Here is an 18,417-nt window from a genome sequence, read left to right on the forward strand (position 1 = left end):
ATTTGTAATACCTGACTTGTAAAAAATATATCTAATAGAAGATGCCAAAATTGTTAAAGACGAATTTCACGCTATACTAAAGAGACCTGAAAAATAACCGTAAAAATTTGGTATATTATGAATAATAAAACTCTCAAACTCACAACTGATAGTAAAATTACAATTTCCCTACAAGGAGGATTTGCCGCTACGCCTGGCCTTAACCAAGATAAAATAGTGAATTTAGAATCATTGTCTTCACACCAACAACAGTTATTTCTTCAAGCCATAGAACAAGACTTTTCCGATTCTATGCCATCAGCGCCATATCCTGATCAAGATTATTATCTGCTTAGTATCGTCAATGGAAATGAAGAACACCATTTCACCCTTCCTGAGTCAGATGCACCAGAAATCATTAACCAGATATGGGACGCCGACAAAAAGGGTGGTTAATCACCACCCCTTTTCCTATTAGCATTAACGCTTTTTCAGATGCGCCATCAGACGTTTACGTTTACGCATTTGATTAGGTGTCAACGTATTACGTTTGTCAGCATAGGGATTTGCCCCTTCTTTAAACTGAATCCGAATGGGCGTCCCCATCACCTTTAGGGATCGGCGAAAATAGTTCATCAGATAACGCTTATAAGAATCAGGCAAATCAGTTACCTGATTACCGTGGATCACAACAATTGGTGGATTATAACCACCGGCATGAGCATATTTCATTTTCACCCTACGACCACGGATCATCGGCGGTTGATGATCTTCTTCGGCCATATGCATGATACGGGTTAGCAGTGAAGTATTGACACGGCGAGTAGCGCAATCATAAGCTTCAAGAATCGAGTCAAACAGATTCCCCACTCCACTGCCATGTAGAGCAGAGATAAAATGTACTCTGGCAAAGTCAACAAAACCAAGGCGATAATCCAGCATCTCCTTCACACGCTCTTTATCTTCTTGCGACATGCCATCCCACTTATTGACCGCAATGACCAATGAACGTCCGCTATTAAGAATAAAACCCAATAATGACAAATCTTGATCGGAAATGCCTTCTCGCGCATCGATCACCAGCAATACAACGTTAGCATCTTCAATCGCTTGAAGGGTTTTAATGACTGAAAATTTTTCAACCGTTTCAGTGATCTTACCGCGCTTACGTACCCCTGCGGTATCAATAAGGATATATTCGCGGCCATTGCGCTCCATTGGAATATAAATACTATCACGGGTAGTGCCAGGCATGTCGTAAACCACAACCCTTTCTTCACCCAAGATACGGTTAGTCAACGTAGACTTACCCACATTTGGCCTACCGACAATAGCTAATTTCAATGGCAGAGTTGATGGATCAAAATCCTCCTCCTCTTCTACCATCTCAATTTCATTCTGTTCCTGCTCTGCCCAATAAGCCGCGTTGGCTTCTTCCTCAGTCAGCTCAACCTCTTCTTCTTCACCTTTACCAGAGAAAGGTAACAGTACTCGTTCAATAAGCTGGGTAACGCCACGACCATGAGAAGCAGCGATAGAGTAGATATCCCCCAATCCGAGGGAATAAAATTCAGCGATTGCAGTATCAATATCCACACCATCGGTCTTATTCGCGACCAAAAAAGTGGCTCTTTCGCGGCTACGTAGATGTTTTGCTATCGCGTGATCTGCCGGCATCAGCCCGGCGCGAGCATCTACCATAAACAGAACAATATCTGCCTCTTCAATCGCCATCAAAGATTGAGCTGCCATATGGGTTTCTACACCCTCTTCGGTGCCATCGATACCACCAGTATCAATGATGATAAACTCCTGCCCTTCAACCTCAGCTCGACCATATTTACGGTCGCGAGTCAGACCTGGAAAATCCGCTACCAGCGCATCTCTTGTACGGGTTAAACGGTTAAATAATGTGGACTTACCCACATTTGGGCGCCCTACCAGAGCGACGACAGGTATCATTTGTTGATGCCTCATGACTTAATTTGAAATTAGTATTCTGCTGTTCATCACAACAGAACACTAAAAAGACGAAACGGCTCCTGTTCTCTCCAGGAGCCGTAGGACTATAACTAACGCTTTACTTTATTTCCGGTAAACAGGCAGTAAGCAATACTCAACGGGTAAACAGATAAACCGTACCGTCTTTCGCCTGTACCATTAATTTATCACTGGCTACAACCGGACGGCTCATTAAACCAGAACTATCAACTTTATGTTGAGCAACAAACTTACCGTCATCCATATTCAGCCAATGCAGATAACCTTCACTGTCACCGACAACCAGATAGCCATTATACATTTCAGGCGCGGTTAAATTACGGTGTTGCAATTTTGTCTGAGTCCACAAAGTGACGCCATCACTTTGACGCAGCCCCATAACCCGATCGTTTTGGTCAACAATATAGATATTATCACCAGAAACAACCATCTCGTTCACTGAACCCAAATCGCGCTTCCAGAGGATCTGGCCTGAACGCATATCAAGCGCCACCAGATTACCGTTATAAGCTATTGCATATATCACGCCCTCAGAAATAACCGGTGTCGTATCAACATCATTAAGACGACCGATTTCTGTAGAGCTAGTTACCTGAGAAATACGTTGTTGCCAAATCAACTGCCCCTGAGAAATCAAGACGGCGTTGACACGACCATTATCCCCACCGACGATAGCAGCACCGTAAGCCACGGCAGGCGCTGATTCACCACGCAATGATAATGATGGCGAATCCAAATTAACAGACCATCGCACTTTACCATCAGACTCACTTAATGCCTGCAACATCCCATTGCTAGTATGAATCAATACCAAACCATCACTCACCACAGGACGCGACAACGCTTCACCGGCGACGTCAGATTGCCAAGCAACTTGGCCGTCTTTGGTATCCAATGCAATAACTTTGGCACGTTCAGTGCCTACATATAGATGATCCCCTGCAACGGTCAGACCACCAGAGAGCAATGCAGGTATACGGGAAGAGAGGAGACCCGCTTTTTCAGCCAGATTCACCGACCATATCTCTTTACCACTATCAATGTCCAACGCCTTAACGATGCCATGACGATCAGCAACATAAACAGCGGAGCCTTGCCAGGTTGGCGTCAAGTGAGAATAATAACGGCCTACACCATCACCTACAGATTTATCCCAAACCTCGTTTGGGTTAAATTGATTTTCGACCTTTGGCAACGGTGACATCGTTACCGTGTCTTGCTCACTTGAACAACCAGCTAGCAGAACAGAAGCTACCAAACCAACCAAGAGTGTTTTACGCAGTTGCATTGAAAAATTCCCCTTAGCTGGATAAGTTATTCAATTTAAGATTTAACATCGATTTGATCGCCTGTGGTGAATCTGAACTCAAACCTTTGGTGTACGCTGCGCGGGCGCCGGCAATATCACCTTTTTTCAACAGTGCATCACCGCGGATATCCTCTGCGACGGCAACCCAACCGGAACCTTTGACCAGTTCCAACGTTTTCAACGCAGCATCCGTTTTATCTTCTGCCAATTGAACCCTGGCTAAGCGAATATTCGCCAGAGCCTGCAAATCCTCATTTTTTGCCTGACCAGCAGCCGCAGATAAAAACTGATCTGCTTTAGTTAACTCACTCTTTTCAACAGCAAGTTGAGCCAAATGCATGTGCGTCATCACGCCATAACTGTTATTCGTTTCACTGGCAAATTTTTCAGCAGCAGCATGACCCTCTTTTGTACTGGCAATTAATCCTCGATCTACCCGTTCAAAAGCTTCTGCGCTTTCCTGCAACTGATTTGTCTGATGAGATTGCCAATAACGCCAGCCAATCAGCGCCCCGGCACCCAGCACCAGTCCCAAAACCAAGGCTTTACCATTATTGGCAAAAAAGCGACGGATCGCGTCTACTTGTTCGTTTTCATTGGTATAGACTTCCACAGAGTCTCTCCTTAACCTAACAGTTCAGCCAAACGAGCGGCAATTTCGCTTTGCGGCGACGTTTGTTGTTCACCTGTACGTAAATCTTTAATGGCTACCTTACCAGAACGAACTTCATCCTCACCGAGGATCAGCGCAATTTTAGCGCCTTGTTTATCCGCACGTCCCAGTTGCTTCTTAAAGTTACCACCACCGTGGTTCATCATTAAACGCAATTGGGGCAACATATCACGTACTTGTTCAGCCAAAATCAATGCCGCTTGCTGACTACCTTCACCAAAAGAAGCGAGATAAACATCTGCAACTGACCGCTCCGCAGCAAATGCTGGATTAATTTCTTGTACCAGCAAAACCAGACGTTCCATCCCCATAGCAAAACCCACAGCAGGCGTTGGTCTGCCTCCCAGTTGCTCAACCAGCCCATCGTACCGACCACCGGCACAAACCGTCCCTTGAGCCCCGAGTGCCGTCGTCACCCATTCAAATACTGTGCGGTTATAATAATCCAGACCACGAACCAAACGCTGATTAATCCGATATTTGATACCCGCCCCATCAAGAAGCGCACACAGGCTATCAAAATGTTCCTTTGATTCGGCATCAAGATAATCAAACAGTTCCGGCGCATCATTAAGAAGTTGCTGAACCTCTGGATTTTTTGAATCCAGAACACGTAATGGATTGCTGTACATACGGCGTTTGCAATCTTCATCCAGCTTATCTTTGTGCTGCTCAAGAAAAGCCACCAACGCTTCGCGGTAATTGGCGCGAGCCGCCAACGAACCAATGGAATTCAGTTCAAGCGTCACATGCTCAAAAATACCGAGCTCACGCCACCAGCGGGCAGTCAATAAAATAAGTTCGGCATCAATATCAGGCCCTTGAAGACCAAAAACTTCCGCCCCTAACTGGTAGAATTGGCGGTAACGGCCTTTTTGCGGACGCTCATAACGGAACATCGGCCCTAAATACCATACGCGCTGTTCCTGATTGTACAGCAGACCATGTTCAATACCGGCACGCACACAACCTGCGGTATTTTCAGGGCGTAGGGTTATACTTTCACCATTGCGATCATCAAAGGTATACATCTCCTTTTCAACCACATCAGTGACTTCCCCAATAGCTCGTTTAAATAACGGGGTCTGCTCTACAATCGGTGTACGGATCTCACTATAACCATAACCCGCCAGTACCCGTTTCAAAATAGTTTCGATACGCTGCCAGATAACCGTATCTGTCGGCAAGTAGTCATTCATGCCTCGAATAGCTTGGATATTTTTTGCCACGTTTTATCTCTAGTTAATGATTCAAAAATGATGTTGATTGATTATAGAAGCGAATACCGACGAGCTTCAATTAACAAACAAAACAACGCTGGCTCATCATAACGATGAGCCAGTATCAGATACATTATTTGTCCAGTTGACTTATGCCAATGCGCTTATTTTCATCCAGCATTGATGCTTTAGCACGGATTTTAGCCTCAAGCTGATCAATCATATCAGTATTATCGAGGCGCTCTTTCTGCCGAACGCCATCTTCATAAAAACCACTTTTTGTTCTGGCGCCAGTGACGCCTAAAGTAGAAACCTCCGCCTCACCTGGCCCGTTAACCACACAGCCAATAATGGAAACATCCATCGGTGTGAGTAAATCCTCCAAGCGCTGTTCCAAGGCATTAACTGTGCCAATAACATCAAATTCCTGACGGGAACAGGTTGGACAAGCGATAAAGTTTATACCACGGGAACGAATACGTAATGCTTTCAGAATGTCGAAGCCCACTTTAACTTCTTCGACAGGATCAGCCGCCAGAGAAATACGTAAAGTATCACCGATACCTTCTGACAGGAGGATACCTAAGCCAATGGCTGATTTTACAGAGCCGGCACGTGCGCCACCCGCCTCGGTAATACCAAGGTGCAACGGCTGATTAATCTTCTGAGCTAACAGGCGATAAGCACCAACCGCCAGAAAAACATCCGACGCTTTTACACTGATTTTAAACTGATCAAAATTAAGTCTGTCGAGAATATCCACATGGCGCATAGCCGATTCCACCAGCGCTTCTGGGGTTGGCTCACCATATTTTTCCTGAATGTCCTTTTCCAATGATCCACCATTTACACCAATGCGGATTGGGATATTTTTATCACGGGCAGAAGCGACAACCTCACGGATACGCGCTTCACTACCGATATTGCCAGGGTTAATACGCAGACAATCGACCCCATACTCTGCAACTTTAAGTGCGATACGGTAATCAAAATGGATATCTGCAACCAAAGGAACACTCGCTTGCTGCTTAATCAACTTAAATGCTTCTGCGGCGTCCATCGTTGGTATTGATACGCGAACAATATCAACGCCAACACGCTCGAGCGATTTAATTTGTTTAACAGTCGCTTCCACATCTGTAGTACGTGTGTTTGTCATTGACTGCACCGCAATAGGCGCACCATCCCCGACTGGCACATTGCCTACATAAATACGCGTAGATTTGCGTCTTTTTATCGGCGATTCATTATGCATATAGGTGTTTCTCCCATACTTCCATGTGTTTACTGATAAAACTACAACTATGCCCTACTGCAACAGGCATTTTATTGTGCTGTTGGTACTTTAAAACGCGCGATACGGCCTGCTTTAGCAAAGCGGCTTAAATCGACAACTTGCCCCCGGAACTGTACATCCACTACAGCCGGAGCGCCGATAGTTAAATTATAAGGCAACGAGCCAGAAAGACTCAGGTGGTCACCCTTATGTTTAGTTCCACTAAACAGCGTTTTGCCATTTGCATCCACAACTTGTAACCAACAGGATGCTTTAAAATTCATCACCAATTTATTACTGTCAACCACTGCCGTTGAATTATTTTCAGGCACATTAGGTACTTGCATGGCCCCTTGATTAGCTGGCAACGGCGCAGTCTGAGTTTGTGGCCCGTTACCTGCTGGTTGAGTTTCAGGTGTTTTCACCACTTGGTTTTGAGTTGATGCCACAGATTGAGTCACTTCCTCACTATTATAACTATGAGTATTCAGACTATGAATATTCGGACTATGAGTATTCGCTGCCGCTGCATTTTCAGCAGCAGATACTGACGGCTCACTTGTTGCCTGTTCGCTGGCCGGCAACTGTGGCGCCGACTTGTGACTTTCAGTCACCTTAGCTTTTTTCTGAGCAATCTGAGCCGCCGAATGATCAGCCATCGAAATCAATTCCTTCTGTTGAGCTATGTGGTTTTGCCACCACCACGCTCCCGTCAAACTAATTACGATTAAAATAATCAACCACGTAATCCACATCAACCAACTTTCACGTTTTTTACGTTTCTTACCCAACGAAAAACTCTGCATCGGTGAAACCTTCGCTGTTTTTGCCGGAGTATGCTTATCCAGAATTGCCAGAATTTCTGCTTCTGGAATTTGGACCAACTTAGCATAAGAGCGAACATAACCACGCAGGAAAGTCGGCACCATAGTGGTTGGAATATTGTCCTCTTCAATATCACGGATAGTAGAAAGTTTTAAACACAAGCGATCAGCTACAGTCTGCTGGGTTAGCCCGTGCTGTTCACGAGCCTGACGCAGGAGCTGACCTGCGGTTAAATAAGCTTGTTCTGGAGTCGTTTCAGTATTCATTAGCAAGAAGACGCGGTACTGTTCAGGTTGTGAAAAACTTCGCGCCGGCTCCTGCTATAATCTTTAAATTACACAATAGCCTGCGCGGCGAAATAGATTTGCTATTTTACTAGCGGCAAATCACTGATAACAAACACGCCTGTTAGCATGGCTCTCAGTAAACAGAGTTTTAACTTCTTCATACTGCCCCTGCTCACAGAGAAAAACGCTGTAATGATACAATACCGTATCATTTCCTGGCGCGTACTGCATCGCCATTTTGTAACGTTGGCGGGCAGCTTTCGGCTGACCAGAATATTGCTCATACAACGCCATACCTAATTGAGCCTGATAATGGTCCGGCTTTGCCAGTAAAACCTTATCAAAGTGATATCTGGCGGCGGGCAAATTACCTTTAGCCAGATAAGCCATTCCCAGTTGAATTCGGGTTTCTGTTGCGACTTTTCGCTGTTGATCGCCGTTTGTTGGTTGATTGGAACATCCTGCCAACAACATAGCAACCACCATCATTCCCGATAACGATTTCCTTATCATTCCATCCCCACCGACCAAAGATACGCAATTGTAACTATCATTTTACTTATGCATTTCACTTATGCATTTCAGTGACTGCATGAAGCGACATACCCACATTCCCATTCAGACTGTTCTTATCTGAATAGGTTCACCTGCCTGACGTTTTTTCAATGTACGTTTGGTACGATCAATTACATCACCGGCAAGCTGACCACATGCGGCATCAATATCATCACCGCGAGTCTTGCGGACAATAGTGGTGAAACCATATTCCATCAACACCTTGGCAAAGCGATCAATCCGGCTGTTGGAACTACGACCATATGGCGCTCCCGGAAACGGGTTCCACGGAATTAAATTGATCTTACTCGGTGTCTCTTTCAAACATTCAGCTAATTGATGCGCCTGTTCCACGCTGTCATTAATATGATCCAACATGACATATTCCACCGTCACACGCCCCTGATTCGCATTGGATTTAGTCAAATAGCGGCGCACACCGGCAAGGAACTGTTCGATATTATATTTACGATTGATAGGAACGATGTCATCCCGCACATCATCTGTCGGCGCATGTAGGGAAATCGCCAAAGCAACATCGATCATATCGCCAAGCTTATCCAGTGCCGGCACCACACCAGAGGTGGATAAGGTCACGCGGCGTTTTGACAGACCAAAACCAAAATCATCCATCATGATTTCCATCGCAGGCACCACGTTATTTAGGTTAAGCAGTGGCTCTCCCATGCCCATCATCACCACATTGGTGATCGGACGGCGACCACTGGATTTCAATGAACCAATAATTTTTGCCGCTCGCCAAACCTGACCAATAATTTCCGAAACTCGCAAATTACGGTTAAATCCTTGCTGAGCGGTAGAACAGAATTTACATTCCAGTGCACAACCTACCTGAGAAGAGACACACAAAGTCGCTCGATCATCTTCCGGGATATAAACCGTTTCAACTTGCTGATCGCCAACAGTGATCGCCCACTTAATCGTACCATCGGCAGAACGTTGTTCTTCTGCGACTTCCGGCGCACGGATCTCTGCAACCTGTTGCAATTTTGCTCGCAGAATTTTATTAATATCTGTCATCTGCTCAAAATCGTCATAACAGTAGTGATACATCCACTTCATCACCTGATCAGCTCGGAAGGGTTTTTCTCCCATATCAATGAAAAACTGACGCATTTGCTTACGATTCAGATCAAGCAGGTTAATTTTACCGCCTTTCTTTTCTGGAGTTTCAGACACGACAGGAGCAGCAAATTGTGCCGCAGTATTTGGTTGGGACATTTTTGTATATTGCCTCGTTGTGACACTTTCGGCTCTGCGTTGATGAATTCAACGCGAAGTTTCAATTCGGATATCACTATCAGTTTAGCATAGTGACAAATAACAAACGCCCCGTTGAATTAACAACGGGGCGCCGCATTGTACAAACTTTAATGCAATGATGCTACGGTTAACGGCAAATCAATTAACGTGGGCAAATTTCATCTTCTGTGAAGAAATAGGCAATTTCACGGTTTGCAGACTCAACCGCATCGGAACCGTGAACCGCGTTTTCAGTAAAGCTGTCCGCATAATCAGCACGCAAAGTACCTGCTAATGCATTATCAGGATTAGTTGCTCCCATCAGGTCACGATGACGCTGTACTGCATTCTCGCCTTCCAACACCTGAACCATAATCGGGCCAGAAGTCATAAATTCCACCAGACCATCAAAGAAAGGACGGCCTTTGTGCTCCGCATAGAAGCCCTCAGCCTGTTCACGGGTCAGGTGAAGCATTTTGGCGGCAATAATTTTAAACCCGGCGCTTTCAAAACGAGCATAAATCGCCCCGATGGCATTTTTCTTCACAGCGTTAGGCTTAATAATAGAAAAAGTACGTTCAACCGTCATGGATAACCTCTTGGCTCTTCGTTCAGCAACTGATAATTTTAATTTTTCATTCCCGATAAATTAATCGGTTAATACTCATTCCGCAACCTTAGCGGAGGTAAAAGCGGCGTTGATTATAGGGGCACGAATAGCAGTTGCCTACAGAAAACATAACATTCCATTAAATTTTCCTTAGCGAAAATTACCATTTTTTCGTACAAATCACACTTTTACCTGAATCGTTTACTTCAAAGTAAAATTGACAGAATCAATTTGCCCGCCCAAATCCAAAACACTAAGCTGATATTTACCCGGTTGAGTCAAGGTCTGAACAAATCCCTGATTTTTTTCTGTGATCATTACCTGCTCTCCATTTAGAAACCACCATTGCTGCCCACCACTACCGCCTTGAGTTGTCATACGTAAATCAAGGCTGTTAAAACCGGGGAGCCGTTTCAATACATCTCCATTATGAATACCCACGATCAACAAGGGCGCTTCATCTGATTTCAACGGTGGACATTCGGGATTAATCGGCGGCAGACGCTGCGCTCGTCGCTCTTGCTCGGGTAACCATGATTCAAGGCTAATCGGCCATAAAGCGATATTTTTAGGCTGAGCATCGGGACAATCGGGGGCAACACGCAAACCGTTTTTATCCAACCATACCTGTTCATTAATACCCGAAATGGCCTCTTGCCCTACCGCAGGCAACGTAGGCGGAATGGTATTATTCAATATCCAGCTCAGACGACGCTGACGGCAATTATTATCTCCTTTCGGCAAACTCTTCCCTCCCGGCCAACAGATAACGGCCTGACTAACCGTTGCTGGACGAGGATCAACGGGGGTTCGTTTAGCCCCATTTCGCATATTGGCGAGTAACAGGTTATTGATCTGATTTATGATAGGAATCGCCGTAGCGTAGCCGAACTGCCCGACAACCGGCGTACCGTCCGGCCTGCCAACCCAAACACCGATGGTATAACGCGCGTTTAAACCGACAGCCCAAGCATCACGGTAGCCATAGCTGGTACCGGTTTTCCAGGCTAGCGGCACCTGTGCCGGTAACACATCATCAGGTTGCGGCAGAGCCTCTCCAGCCATAATCCGTCTCACTATCCATGCCGCGCCGGGTGAAAAAAGTCGCCGATCACGCAATTTCTGCTGAGGAGTGAATCTCAAAGGGGCAACCTTCCCTTGACGGGCAAACGCCGCGTAAGCCGCCACCAGTTGATCCATCCGAACTGCCGTGCCACCAAGAATCAATGATAAATTGGGTTCACTGCCGGGAGGAAAACGCAATACCGTTCCCACATTACGCATATTGGCGGTAAACCGCTTAGCGCCATAGGCTTCAAGCAGTTGCACGGCGGGTAAATTCAGTGAACGAACCAACGCTTCACTGGCACTGACCGGCCCATGAAAGCCGCTGTCAAAATTTCCCGGGCGATAATAATCAAAGCGGCGAGGCACATCCTGTAACAGTGATTCCCCATGAATTAACCCATCATCCAGCGCCATTGCATACAGAAATGGTTTCAGGGTTGATCCCGGCGAACGCCATGAACTTATCATATCGACATGACCAAAACGGCTATCATCCCGCAAATCCAACGAACCGATATAAGCTTTCACCGCCATGTCTGTATGATCAACCACTAACACGCCAATCGACGTTTTTTCTGGTAACTGGTACTTCCAATTCACCGCCATATCTTCAAGCTGGCGCTGTAATCCCACATCAAGGGTTGTTTTAATGATCTCCTGACGAGAGCCCTTCGCCATTCGTCTGGCAAGAAGCGGGGCAAGCTGTGGCGCCTGCCGAGGAGCCAACCACAACGTCTCTTGGCGAATATCAGCAACCTTCTCTTCCGGCCAGATTTTATACCGCACCAACCGTTGCAACACCTTATCACGAGCAACCTGTGCCCGTTCAGGATAGCGATCTGGCCTTAAACGACTGGGAGCCTGCGGCAAAACAGCCAATAAAGCCGCCTCTCCCGCAGAGAGTTCAGCAGGCGGTTTCGCTAAATACGCCCAACTCGCCGCACCGACGCCTTGTAACGTCCCTCCAAACGGCGCACGGTTCAGATACATCTCAAGAATTTCGTTTTTAGAATAGTGCCATTCAAGCTGCAAAGTACGCCAGATCTGTTTCAACTTGCCGCCAAAAGTACGTGAATGGGGATCAATCAACCGGGCGACCTGCATTGACAGAGTACTGCCGCCGGATAAAATTTTACCTGCCCGAATATCCTGCCAGGCAGCCCTCACCAGAGCAATCGGGTTAATACCCGGGTGTCTATAGAACCAGCGATCTTCATAAGTCAGCAATGCCTGAATATATTCCGGTGATACTTGATCCAACGTCACCGGATAACGCCAAACGCCTTCATCATCGGCAAAACGCCAAAGTGGCGTACCATCCTCACTCACGACAATACGCGCCATTTTGATTTCACGCAGTGGCAGAGGCCAAATTTTATCTGCCAGCCATAAACCCGCCGGGATCAGAAACAACAACAGCACGATCAGCCATATAAGGCGATGCGTTTTCTTCATCAATGGATACCTGGTGAGAAATCAGCCCCTACGCCAAAGCGTAAGGGCGGATAGACTTTAGCGAACAACTTCCAGTTTTTCTGGTGTAGAACCGACCGCACGCCAGTAAGGCACATACATAGATTCAACCTGTGGCGCAGGAATGGTGTAAACACCCGGAGTAACAGCACGAGCCAAATAGAGCAACGTCACTGGCTGAGAAGGATCAACCGCGACTGCCGCCACATATCGATCATCACGATATTCCATATGGCGAATCGTCGCCTGCTGCATATCGCCAATCAACTCTTGCAGATTAGCGGCACTCTCGCTCAACTTAGCGCTACTGTTAGCCAAATTTTGATTCTCCAGTTCCAAACCGGCAGGCAATAAATCAACTACCAAAGCATCCAATACGGGTTTATCTGAACTAACCACCAATTTCACAACCACCATTTCACCGCTTTTTAGACGGTCAATAGCAACTGGATTACCCTTCATATCCAGATAGCTACGCTCAATTTTCAGCACATTAGCGTAAGGTTTAGGAGAGCGCAGTGGGTAAGCCACCACATTCACTCGCGAATAGAGCGTGCTGTCACCAAGGTTACTGATACTCATACCTTGCAGAATATCCTGTGGATACAGCATCTCACTATAGGGTTTATTTCTACTTATTGGTGAATTCCACTGACTAAACAGAGCTTTCCACGGTTGCGCCGATGTATCAATAAAGAAACGTCCCGCCAGATAGAGTGAATTACTCTCCTGAGTTGAAAAATAATTGCGGGATGTCAATTCATCAGACAACGCCAACAATTTCTCATCACGCTCTTTTATCTGCATATTATTTTCAGTCAACAGAGCAACAATCATTGCGTTGTCGCGGATGGCACTACCGTAATCACCTAAATCTAAATCATCATTACGGTTTTTGCTGATCCCCAAATGAACCGCTTCATCCGCTCGGGTATTATCCCCCATCAGTTTCAGTGCAATGCCCAATTGCACCAGTGACAAGCCATTGCCAGCTTGCTGACTGCGTTCATAAACTTGTCTCAAAGCACCCAATGGCGCTTTCTGTTGATTAGCAAGCACCAGACCGGCATAAGCCTGAACCGAGAATCGCATTGCCTCCTGATTCTGGCTGTAGGGATAGTTAATAACACTCTTATCCTGTAAATAACGTAACAGACGATTATTGGCAGAAGTCAACACCTCTTTAGGTACGCTGTAACCGCGTTGACTTGCACGGAATAGAAAATCGGTGGCATAGGCCGTTAACCAATACTCTTCATCACCGGTTTTATCCCATAAAGCAAAGCTACCGTCATGACGCTGCATACTCAGTAGATGAATAATTCCCTCATCAATACTTGCCCGGCGTTTATCATCATCTTCCGTCATAATGCCCAAGCTATTCAGCTCTGCTTTGTTCGAATAGAGTGACGGGTAAAGCCCGCTGATTGTCTGCTCAAGGCAGCCATACGGATAAGCGTACAATTCACGAATATAGCGTGAAATCTGTAACGGCGGACGGCTGCTCAGTAACAACTGCCCCTCGGCTCCTACTGGTGATAAACCCGACAAGGCATCCGACGGCATCTGCCACTCCTCTCCCGGATGAATAACATTAGCGAACAGAACAGTTTCCGCTGGCTGTGCCGGACGCACGCCAATCTTCCAACTATTTTGGTACGGTTTCACATTTTCACCCGGCAAATTCAGACCATTAATCGTCAGGGAAACCTCTCCTTGACCAGAACCGTACTGCGCTGTGACCGGGATCTCCACGGTGGTGCGTTTGCCTTTTTCCAAAACTATCTCTTTGCTAACATCCCCCTCTAGCCTAATCAGGTCATCAGCAGCAAAGTTCAAGGTCAAGTTTTGCGTCTGTTCAGTTAAGTTAGTTAAATCCAACGACAACAATGCGCTATCACCACCGGCCATAAAACGAGGGAGGGCCATCTGTGCAACCACCGGCGCCGCAACGACAACTTTACTTTCACCGTGGCCGAACTCATCTTCACTCCACGCTTGAGCCATCAGTCTCAATTCACCGTTGAAATCAGGGATTGGCAAAACGATCTGCCCTTCGCCGTTTTCATCCAATGTCACCGGCTGTGCCTGTTCAGCGATAATCTTAACTTCGGTTAATGGTTTTCTACCGCCACGCTCAAGGGCACTATCATCACCATCACCGCCAAAACGCAGATTCGCCAGACGGCCTTCACCTTCAATCAACTGACCATAGACATCATATTGATCGACGCTGTAACGCTTACGACCAAAGAAAGCCTCATAGGGGTCCGGGGTTTTAAAATTCGTGACATTCAACACCCCTGTATCGACAGCAGAAAGCAGCACATTAACCTGCTTAGGTAATTTTCGCCCTTGCTGTGGCGTCGCTTTGACTTTAACGGTCAAATTTTGATTCGGACGCATTTTTTCCGGTGCGGATAGCGTTAAATCCAGTTTACGATTTTCATCAGCCAACGGCAGGTGCAACACGCCAATGGCCCGTTTCGGTGTCGCCTGACGAGATTTATCATCTGGACGCACCACCACCGCGGTTAAATAAAGGTCATGACGACGCCACTCTTTATTCACCGGCACTTCCACATCCAAACCTTGCTCTGGCACATCAATTTTTTGCCACCAAAGCGGCCCTTCGCTGGACTCCACCAACAGATAACCTTTACCGGCCTGTGGTGCGGCCATATGCAGTTTTATCTTCTCGCCTACCCGATAAGCAGGTTTATCCAAAGACAATTTCACCTGATCAGGACGAACAGCCCCTGTGCCACCGGTATTGTCCTGCCATGAGTAACCGGCCCAGAAATTAACGCTGGTCACTAATTGATTTTCTGGATTAACCACTTCAATACGGTACGAACCCCAATCAACCGGAAAACTTATCTTTGCGGTACCATCTTGAGCAATTTGGATATGTTCATCCGCCATCATCAAATCTTTCTGGTCATAGCCTGATTGCCAACCTTCACCATCCGACCAGCGCCAATAATAGTCACGGCGCTCATAAATCAGACGGGCGGTTAAATCTTTTGCAGCATATTTTTTTCCATCAGCATCGGCATACACCAGCGCAAATTGCGCCAGTGAATTTTCATCCACATTGTAACGGCTTTGATAACGACCTACGCGATAGTCATAAATCTCTTTCTGATTAAACAGCGGACGGATACCCACCAGCTTTTCTGTCGGCCAAACAACCTGTTCAACCCGCCGAGTTACCGGGCGGCCACCCGATTCAAGCAAACTTGCCTGTACAATGACGTTTACCGGCGAAGAGACCGAACTCCAGTTGTCGGCACTGACATTAATTACGGCTTTACCATCATTCCCTAAAACCAGATCAAACTCATCCAATGTGCGACTAAGATTGTCCTCTGTAACCGCACCAAACTCATAGCCAGGCAATTTTGCTACCGCATCACGAGCTGGACGCAGGAATAATTGCCCTTGCAGACGATTATATGCAGCAGGCGCACCATATAGATAACGGCCGTTAATCACGAAATCCACATCGTGGTCTTTCATCACCGGGTGAGACTCACTGCTAATTTCCAGCGCCATACGCTCCGGCAGAAAATCTTCGACATTAAACTTGTAATAACGGGGTTTGTTATCACCCAAATCAAAACGTAGCGACCAGAGGCCGGTAGCCGCTGACAGAGGGATTACATAACGATATTGATACAATCCATTTTCAGGTTGCCAGACAAAACTATGGACTACCTGACCATCGGTTTTCAGCACATCCACTTTAACTGGCTGACTTTTCACTGCGCGGCCATCGCCATCACGCAACAGGCCATTGACAATCAACGTTTCACCCGGACGATAAAGATCACGAGGCCCAAAAACAAAAAACTGTTTGCTATACCCTTGTGAGCCAGAAATATCGAACTCAGACAGATCCAGCGCCGGTGATACCAAATCAATCATACTGGTCTGGTGGTCACGAGTAGCGAGCAATAGTTTCGCTTTCGCATTTTTCTCCAGACTGACGTGTCCATCATCGTCCGTCGTTGCCTTTGACAATAATTGCCCTTTCTCATCCAACAAACGTATTTCCACCCCTTTCAGGCTGCTACCTTGCGCCAAAGATTGGGTAAACACATCCATCCTATCCAGATAGCTGTGCATAGAAACACCAATATCACTTAAGGTAAACATTGTTGCTGGATTAGTGTCAGTGTATTTACCTGCTTGTTGCATCACCGCCAGATAAACGCCATCTTTCTGTAACTCTTTGATATTACTTAATGGCAACAGTAATTTTTCGCGGGTATTCAGTGTTGGATTCAGATCGAAACGGCCGGTATAAACCAGTTCCGCGCCTTTGAGCATCTCTTCAGATTCCCAAGAACTCATATTGTTGCGATATTGCCACTGTGCAATAAAAGCGGGTAATGCTGTCTCTTTGATCCTGAAAAAATTAACATCAATACGATTTACATTCAGGGCTAATACCGGCAAACCTTCAGCGACTTTACTGGGTAACAAAGAGCCTTTGCTGGCAAAACCGACGGACGGAGAAATCGTCGCGGTTGTCAGCGTTTTCTCATAAACCGTTTCGAGTTGACGATCATTGATACCTTTAACACCTTTATCTACGGTCAATTGCAACTCACGGGAGGGCGGCAAATGGCGCAAACGAAGCTCCATCATGTTATCTGATAGTTCCCAGGCACCATCAAGTTTGCCCTCTTTAACATCGACCAAACGAACATTCTGAGCAAAATCCTGATTTGGATCTAAAGGAACAGAAAATGTCACCACCATTGCACTAGCGCCATCAAGCTGAACTTCGGAAGCATCCAGAATCTTCACTGGTTTACCGGCATAACGTTTTGCTAATTCAGCCAGTGATGCCGCATCTTTCTGTCTTACGGATTTTGGTGGAATACTTGATTGCTGAGGTGTTTTTTCGCTTTGAATTTCTGTGGACTGTGGCTGAGCCACGTGCTTATTATCAGTACTATCAGATTGGTCACAACCAGAAAGCATCAGCAAAGAAGCCAAAATCACCGCCAAATAACGTTTGTTTTTTCCTGGTCGTTGCCAGAATTGACCTTGATTCATAACCATAACCCCTGTCTTAACTCCAACCAACTGATGGCAGGATTTAATGAATAACTTTATATACCCGTTATCTTTCAAGTTTCCTCTTTATTGGCGACACTCACCCCGATCACATAGTTCGCTATGCTCCCGGGGGATTCACTCCCTTGCCGTCGCGATGCATCTTGAAATCCATAGGGTATATACCGCCTATTTATATTAGGCAACGTACAGACATTAAGTTCATATAATAGCCTGTTATTTTAACGAATTAAACATCACGGAGACGATAAATAAATCTAAATTTATCGATTCAATTTTCCATTAAGAACTCTATTTATCTAGTAAAAAAAATTTTCGTTATTTCCCTCAGTGACCGAAGATAGCCCTTTACTGCACCACCTGCCCGATAATTCACAAGAAATAAAACAATATAAAATCGACCATTAAAACAAGATTAAACAAACAAGAAATGATCATTATCGTACTGGTTATAAATATCACTACCGGATTAAATATACTCTATTTCAACATAACATTATTTAATAAATTAATTATCTCAAGCAATAAATAATTTTAATAAATATATATTTAACGTTTTATTTAATACATTACTAACCATTTATTAAGACTAATCATTATCTCAATAGGATATTTATAACAAATAAAAAGCCATGTAAATAAAACACATTTAACTTCTGATGCAGAAATTACCATTAATCTGTAATCTGTAATCTGTAATCTGTAATCTGTAATCTGTAATCTGTAATCTGTAATCTGTAATCTGTAATCTGTAATCTGTAATCTGTAATCTGTAATCTGTAATCTG

12 protein-coding genes are annotated in these 18,417 nt (G+C 45.5%); 1 reads left to right on the top strand and 11 read right to left on the bottom strand.

The window, feature by feature from the left end; genetic code table 11:
* Positions 1 to 117 precede the first annotated feature (117 nt).
* On the top strand, positions 118 to 435 hold the full coding sequence (locus C6H66_RS14070) for a protealysin inhibitor emfourin (protein WP_046396755.1): 318 nt from the start codon (positions 118 to 120) through the stop codon (positions 433 to 435).
* 24 nt (positions 436 to 459) lie between these two features.
* On the opposite strand, the gene der is transcribed toward C6H66_RS14070, so the two are convergent.
* The 11 genes from der to C6H66_RS14125 all read right to left on the bottom strand — a co-directional run bounded on the left by der (position 460) and on the right by C6H66_RS14125 (position 17,609).
* Positions 460 to 1,941: a ribosome biogenesis GTPase Der gene (gene der / locus C6H66_RS14075; RefSeq protein WP_036781615.1), complete on the bottom strand. Its 1,482-nt coding sequence runs from the start codon at positions 1,939 to 1,941 to the stop codon at positions 460 to 462.
* A gap of 154 nt (positions 1,942 to 2,095) precedes the next feature.
* A complete protein-coding gene (gene bamB / locus C6H66_RS14080; protein ID WP_105395890.1) occupies positions 2,096 to 3,268 on the bottom strand; it encodes an outer membrane protein assembly factor BamB in 1,173 nt (390 codons plus the stop codon).
* A 13-nt stretch (positions 3,269 to 3,281) separates the two neighbouring features.
* The gene (locus tag C6H66_RS14085; RefSeq protein WP_046396752.1) at positions 3,282 to 3,902 is read right to left on the bottom strand and encodes a YfgM family protein; all 621 of its coding nucleotides are present in this window, start codon (positions 3,900 to 3,902) and stop codon (positions 3,282 to 3,284) included.
* Between the two features lie 11 nt (positions 3,903 to 3,913).
* Positions 3,914 to 5,191, bottom strand: a complete 1,278-nt coding sequence (hisS, locus tag C6H66_RS14090; RefSeq protein ID WP_105395891.1) for a histidine--tRNA ligase — start codon at positions 5,189 to 5,191, stop codon at positions 3,914 to 3,916.
* Positions 5,192 to 5,315: 124 nt separating this feature from the next.
* Positions 5,316 to 6,437 carry a flavodoxin-dependent (E)-4-hydroxy-3-methylbut-2-enyl-diphosphate synthase gene (gene ispG / locus C6H66_RS14095; RefSeq protein ID WP_105395892.1) on the bottom strand — a complete coding sequence of 374 codons (1,122 nt, stop codon included), beginning with the start codon at positions 6,435 to 6,437 and terminating at the stop codon, positions 5,316 to 5,318.
* Positions 6,438 to 6,508: 71 nt separating this feature from the next.
* Positions 6,509 to 7,549, bottom strand: coding sequence for a cytoskeleton protein RodZ (gene rodZ, locus C6H66_RS14100; RefSeq protein WP_105395893.1), 1,041 nt, complete (start codon positions 7,547 to 7,549; stop codon positions 6,509 to 6,511).
* Between the two features lie 120 nt (positions 7,550 to 7,669).
* Entirely contained in the window at positions 7,670 to 8,083 is a 414-nt protein-coding gene (locus tag C6H66_RS14105) for a tetratricopeptide repeat protein (RefSeq protein ID WP_036781627.1), read from the bottom strand.
* Positions 8,084 to 8,188: 105 nt separating this feature from the next.
* Positions 8,189 to 9,367, bottom strand: a complete 1,179-nt coding sequence (gene rlmN / locus C6H66_RS14110; protein WP_036781629.1) for a dual-specificity RNA methyltransferase RlmN — start codon at positions 9,365 to 9,367, stop codon at positions 8,189 to 8,191.
* Positions 9,368 to 9,551: 184 nt separating this feature from the next.
* Complete coding sequence (ndk, locus tag C6H66_RS14115) at positions 9,552 to 9,977, bottom strand: nucleoside-diphosphate kinase (RefSeq protein WP_036781631.1); 426 nt, start codon at positions 9,975 to 9,977, stop codon at positions 9,552 to 9,554.
* A 222-nt stretch (positions 9,978 to 10,199) separates the two neighbouring features.
* Positions 10,200 to 12,521 carry a peptidoglycan glycosyltransferase PbpC gene (gene pbpC, locus C6H66_RS14120; RefSeq protein ID WP_105395895.1) on the bottom strand — a complete coding sequence of 774 codons (2,322 nt, stop codon included), beginning with the start codon at positions 12,519 to 12,521 and terminating at the stop codon, positions 10,200 to 10,202.
* A 57-nt stretch (positions 12,522 to 12,578) separates the two neighbouring features.
* Positions 12,579 to 17,609: an alpha-2-macroglobulin family protein gene (locus C6H66_RS14125; protein WP_105395897.1), complete on the bottom strand. Its 5,031-nt coding sequence runs from the start codon at positions 17,607 to 17,609 to the stop codon at positions 12,579 to 12,581.
* Between the last annotated feature and the right edge of the window lie 808 nt (positions 17,610 to 18,417).

The sequence above is a fragment of the Photorhabdus hindustanensis genome (genome assembly GCF_002968995.1).
Lineage (GTDB): Bacteria > Pseudomonadota > Gammaproteobacteria > Enterobacterales > Enterobacteriaceae > Photorhabdus > Photorhabdus akhurstii.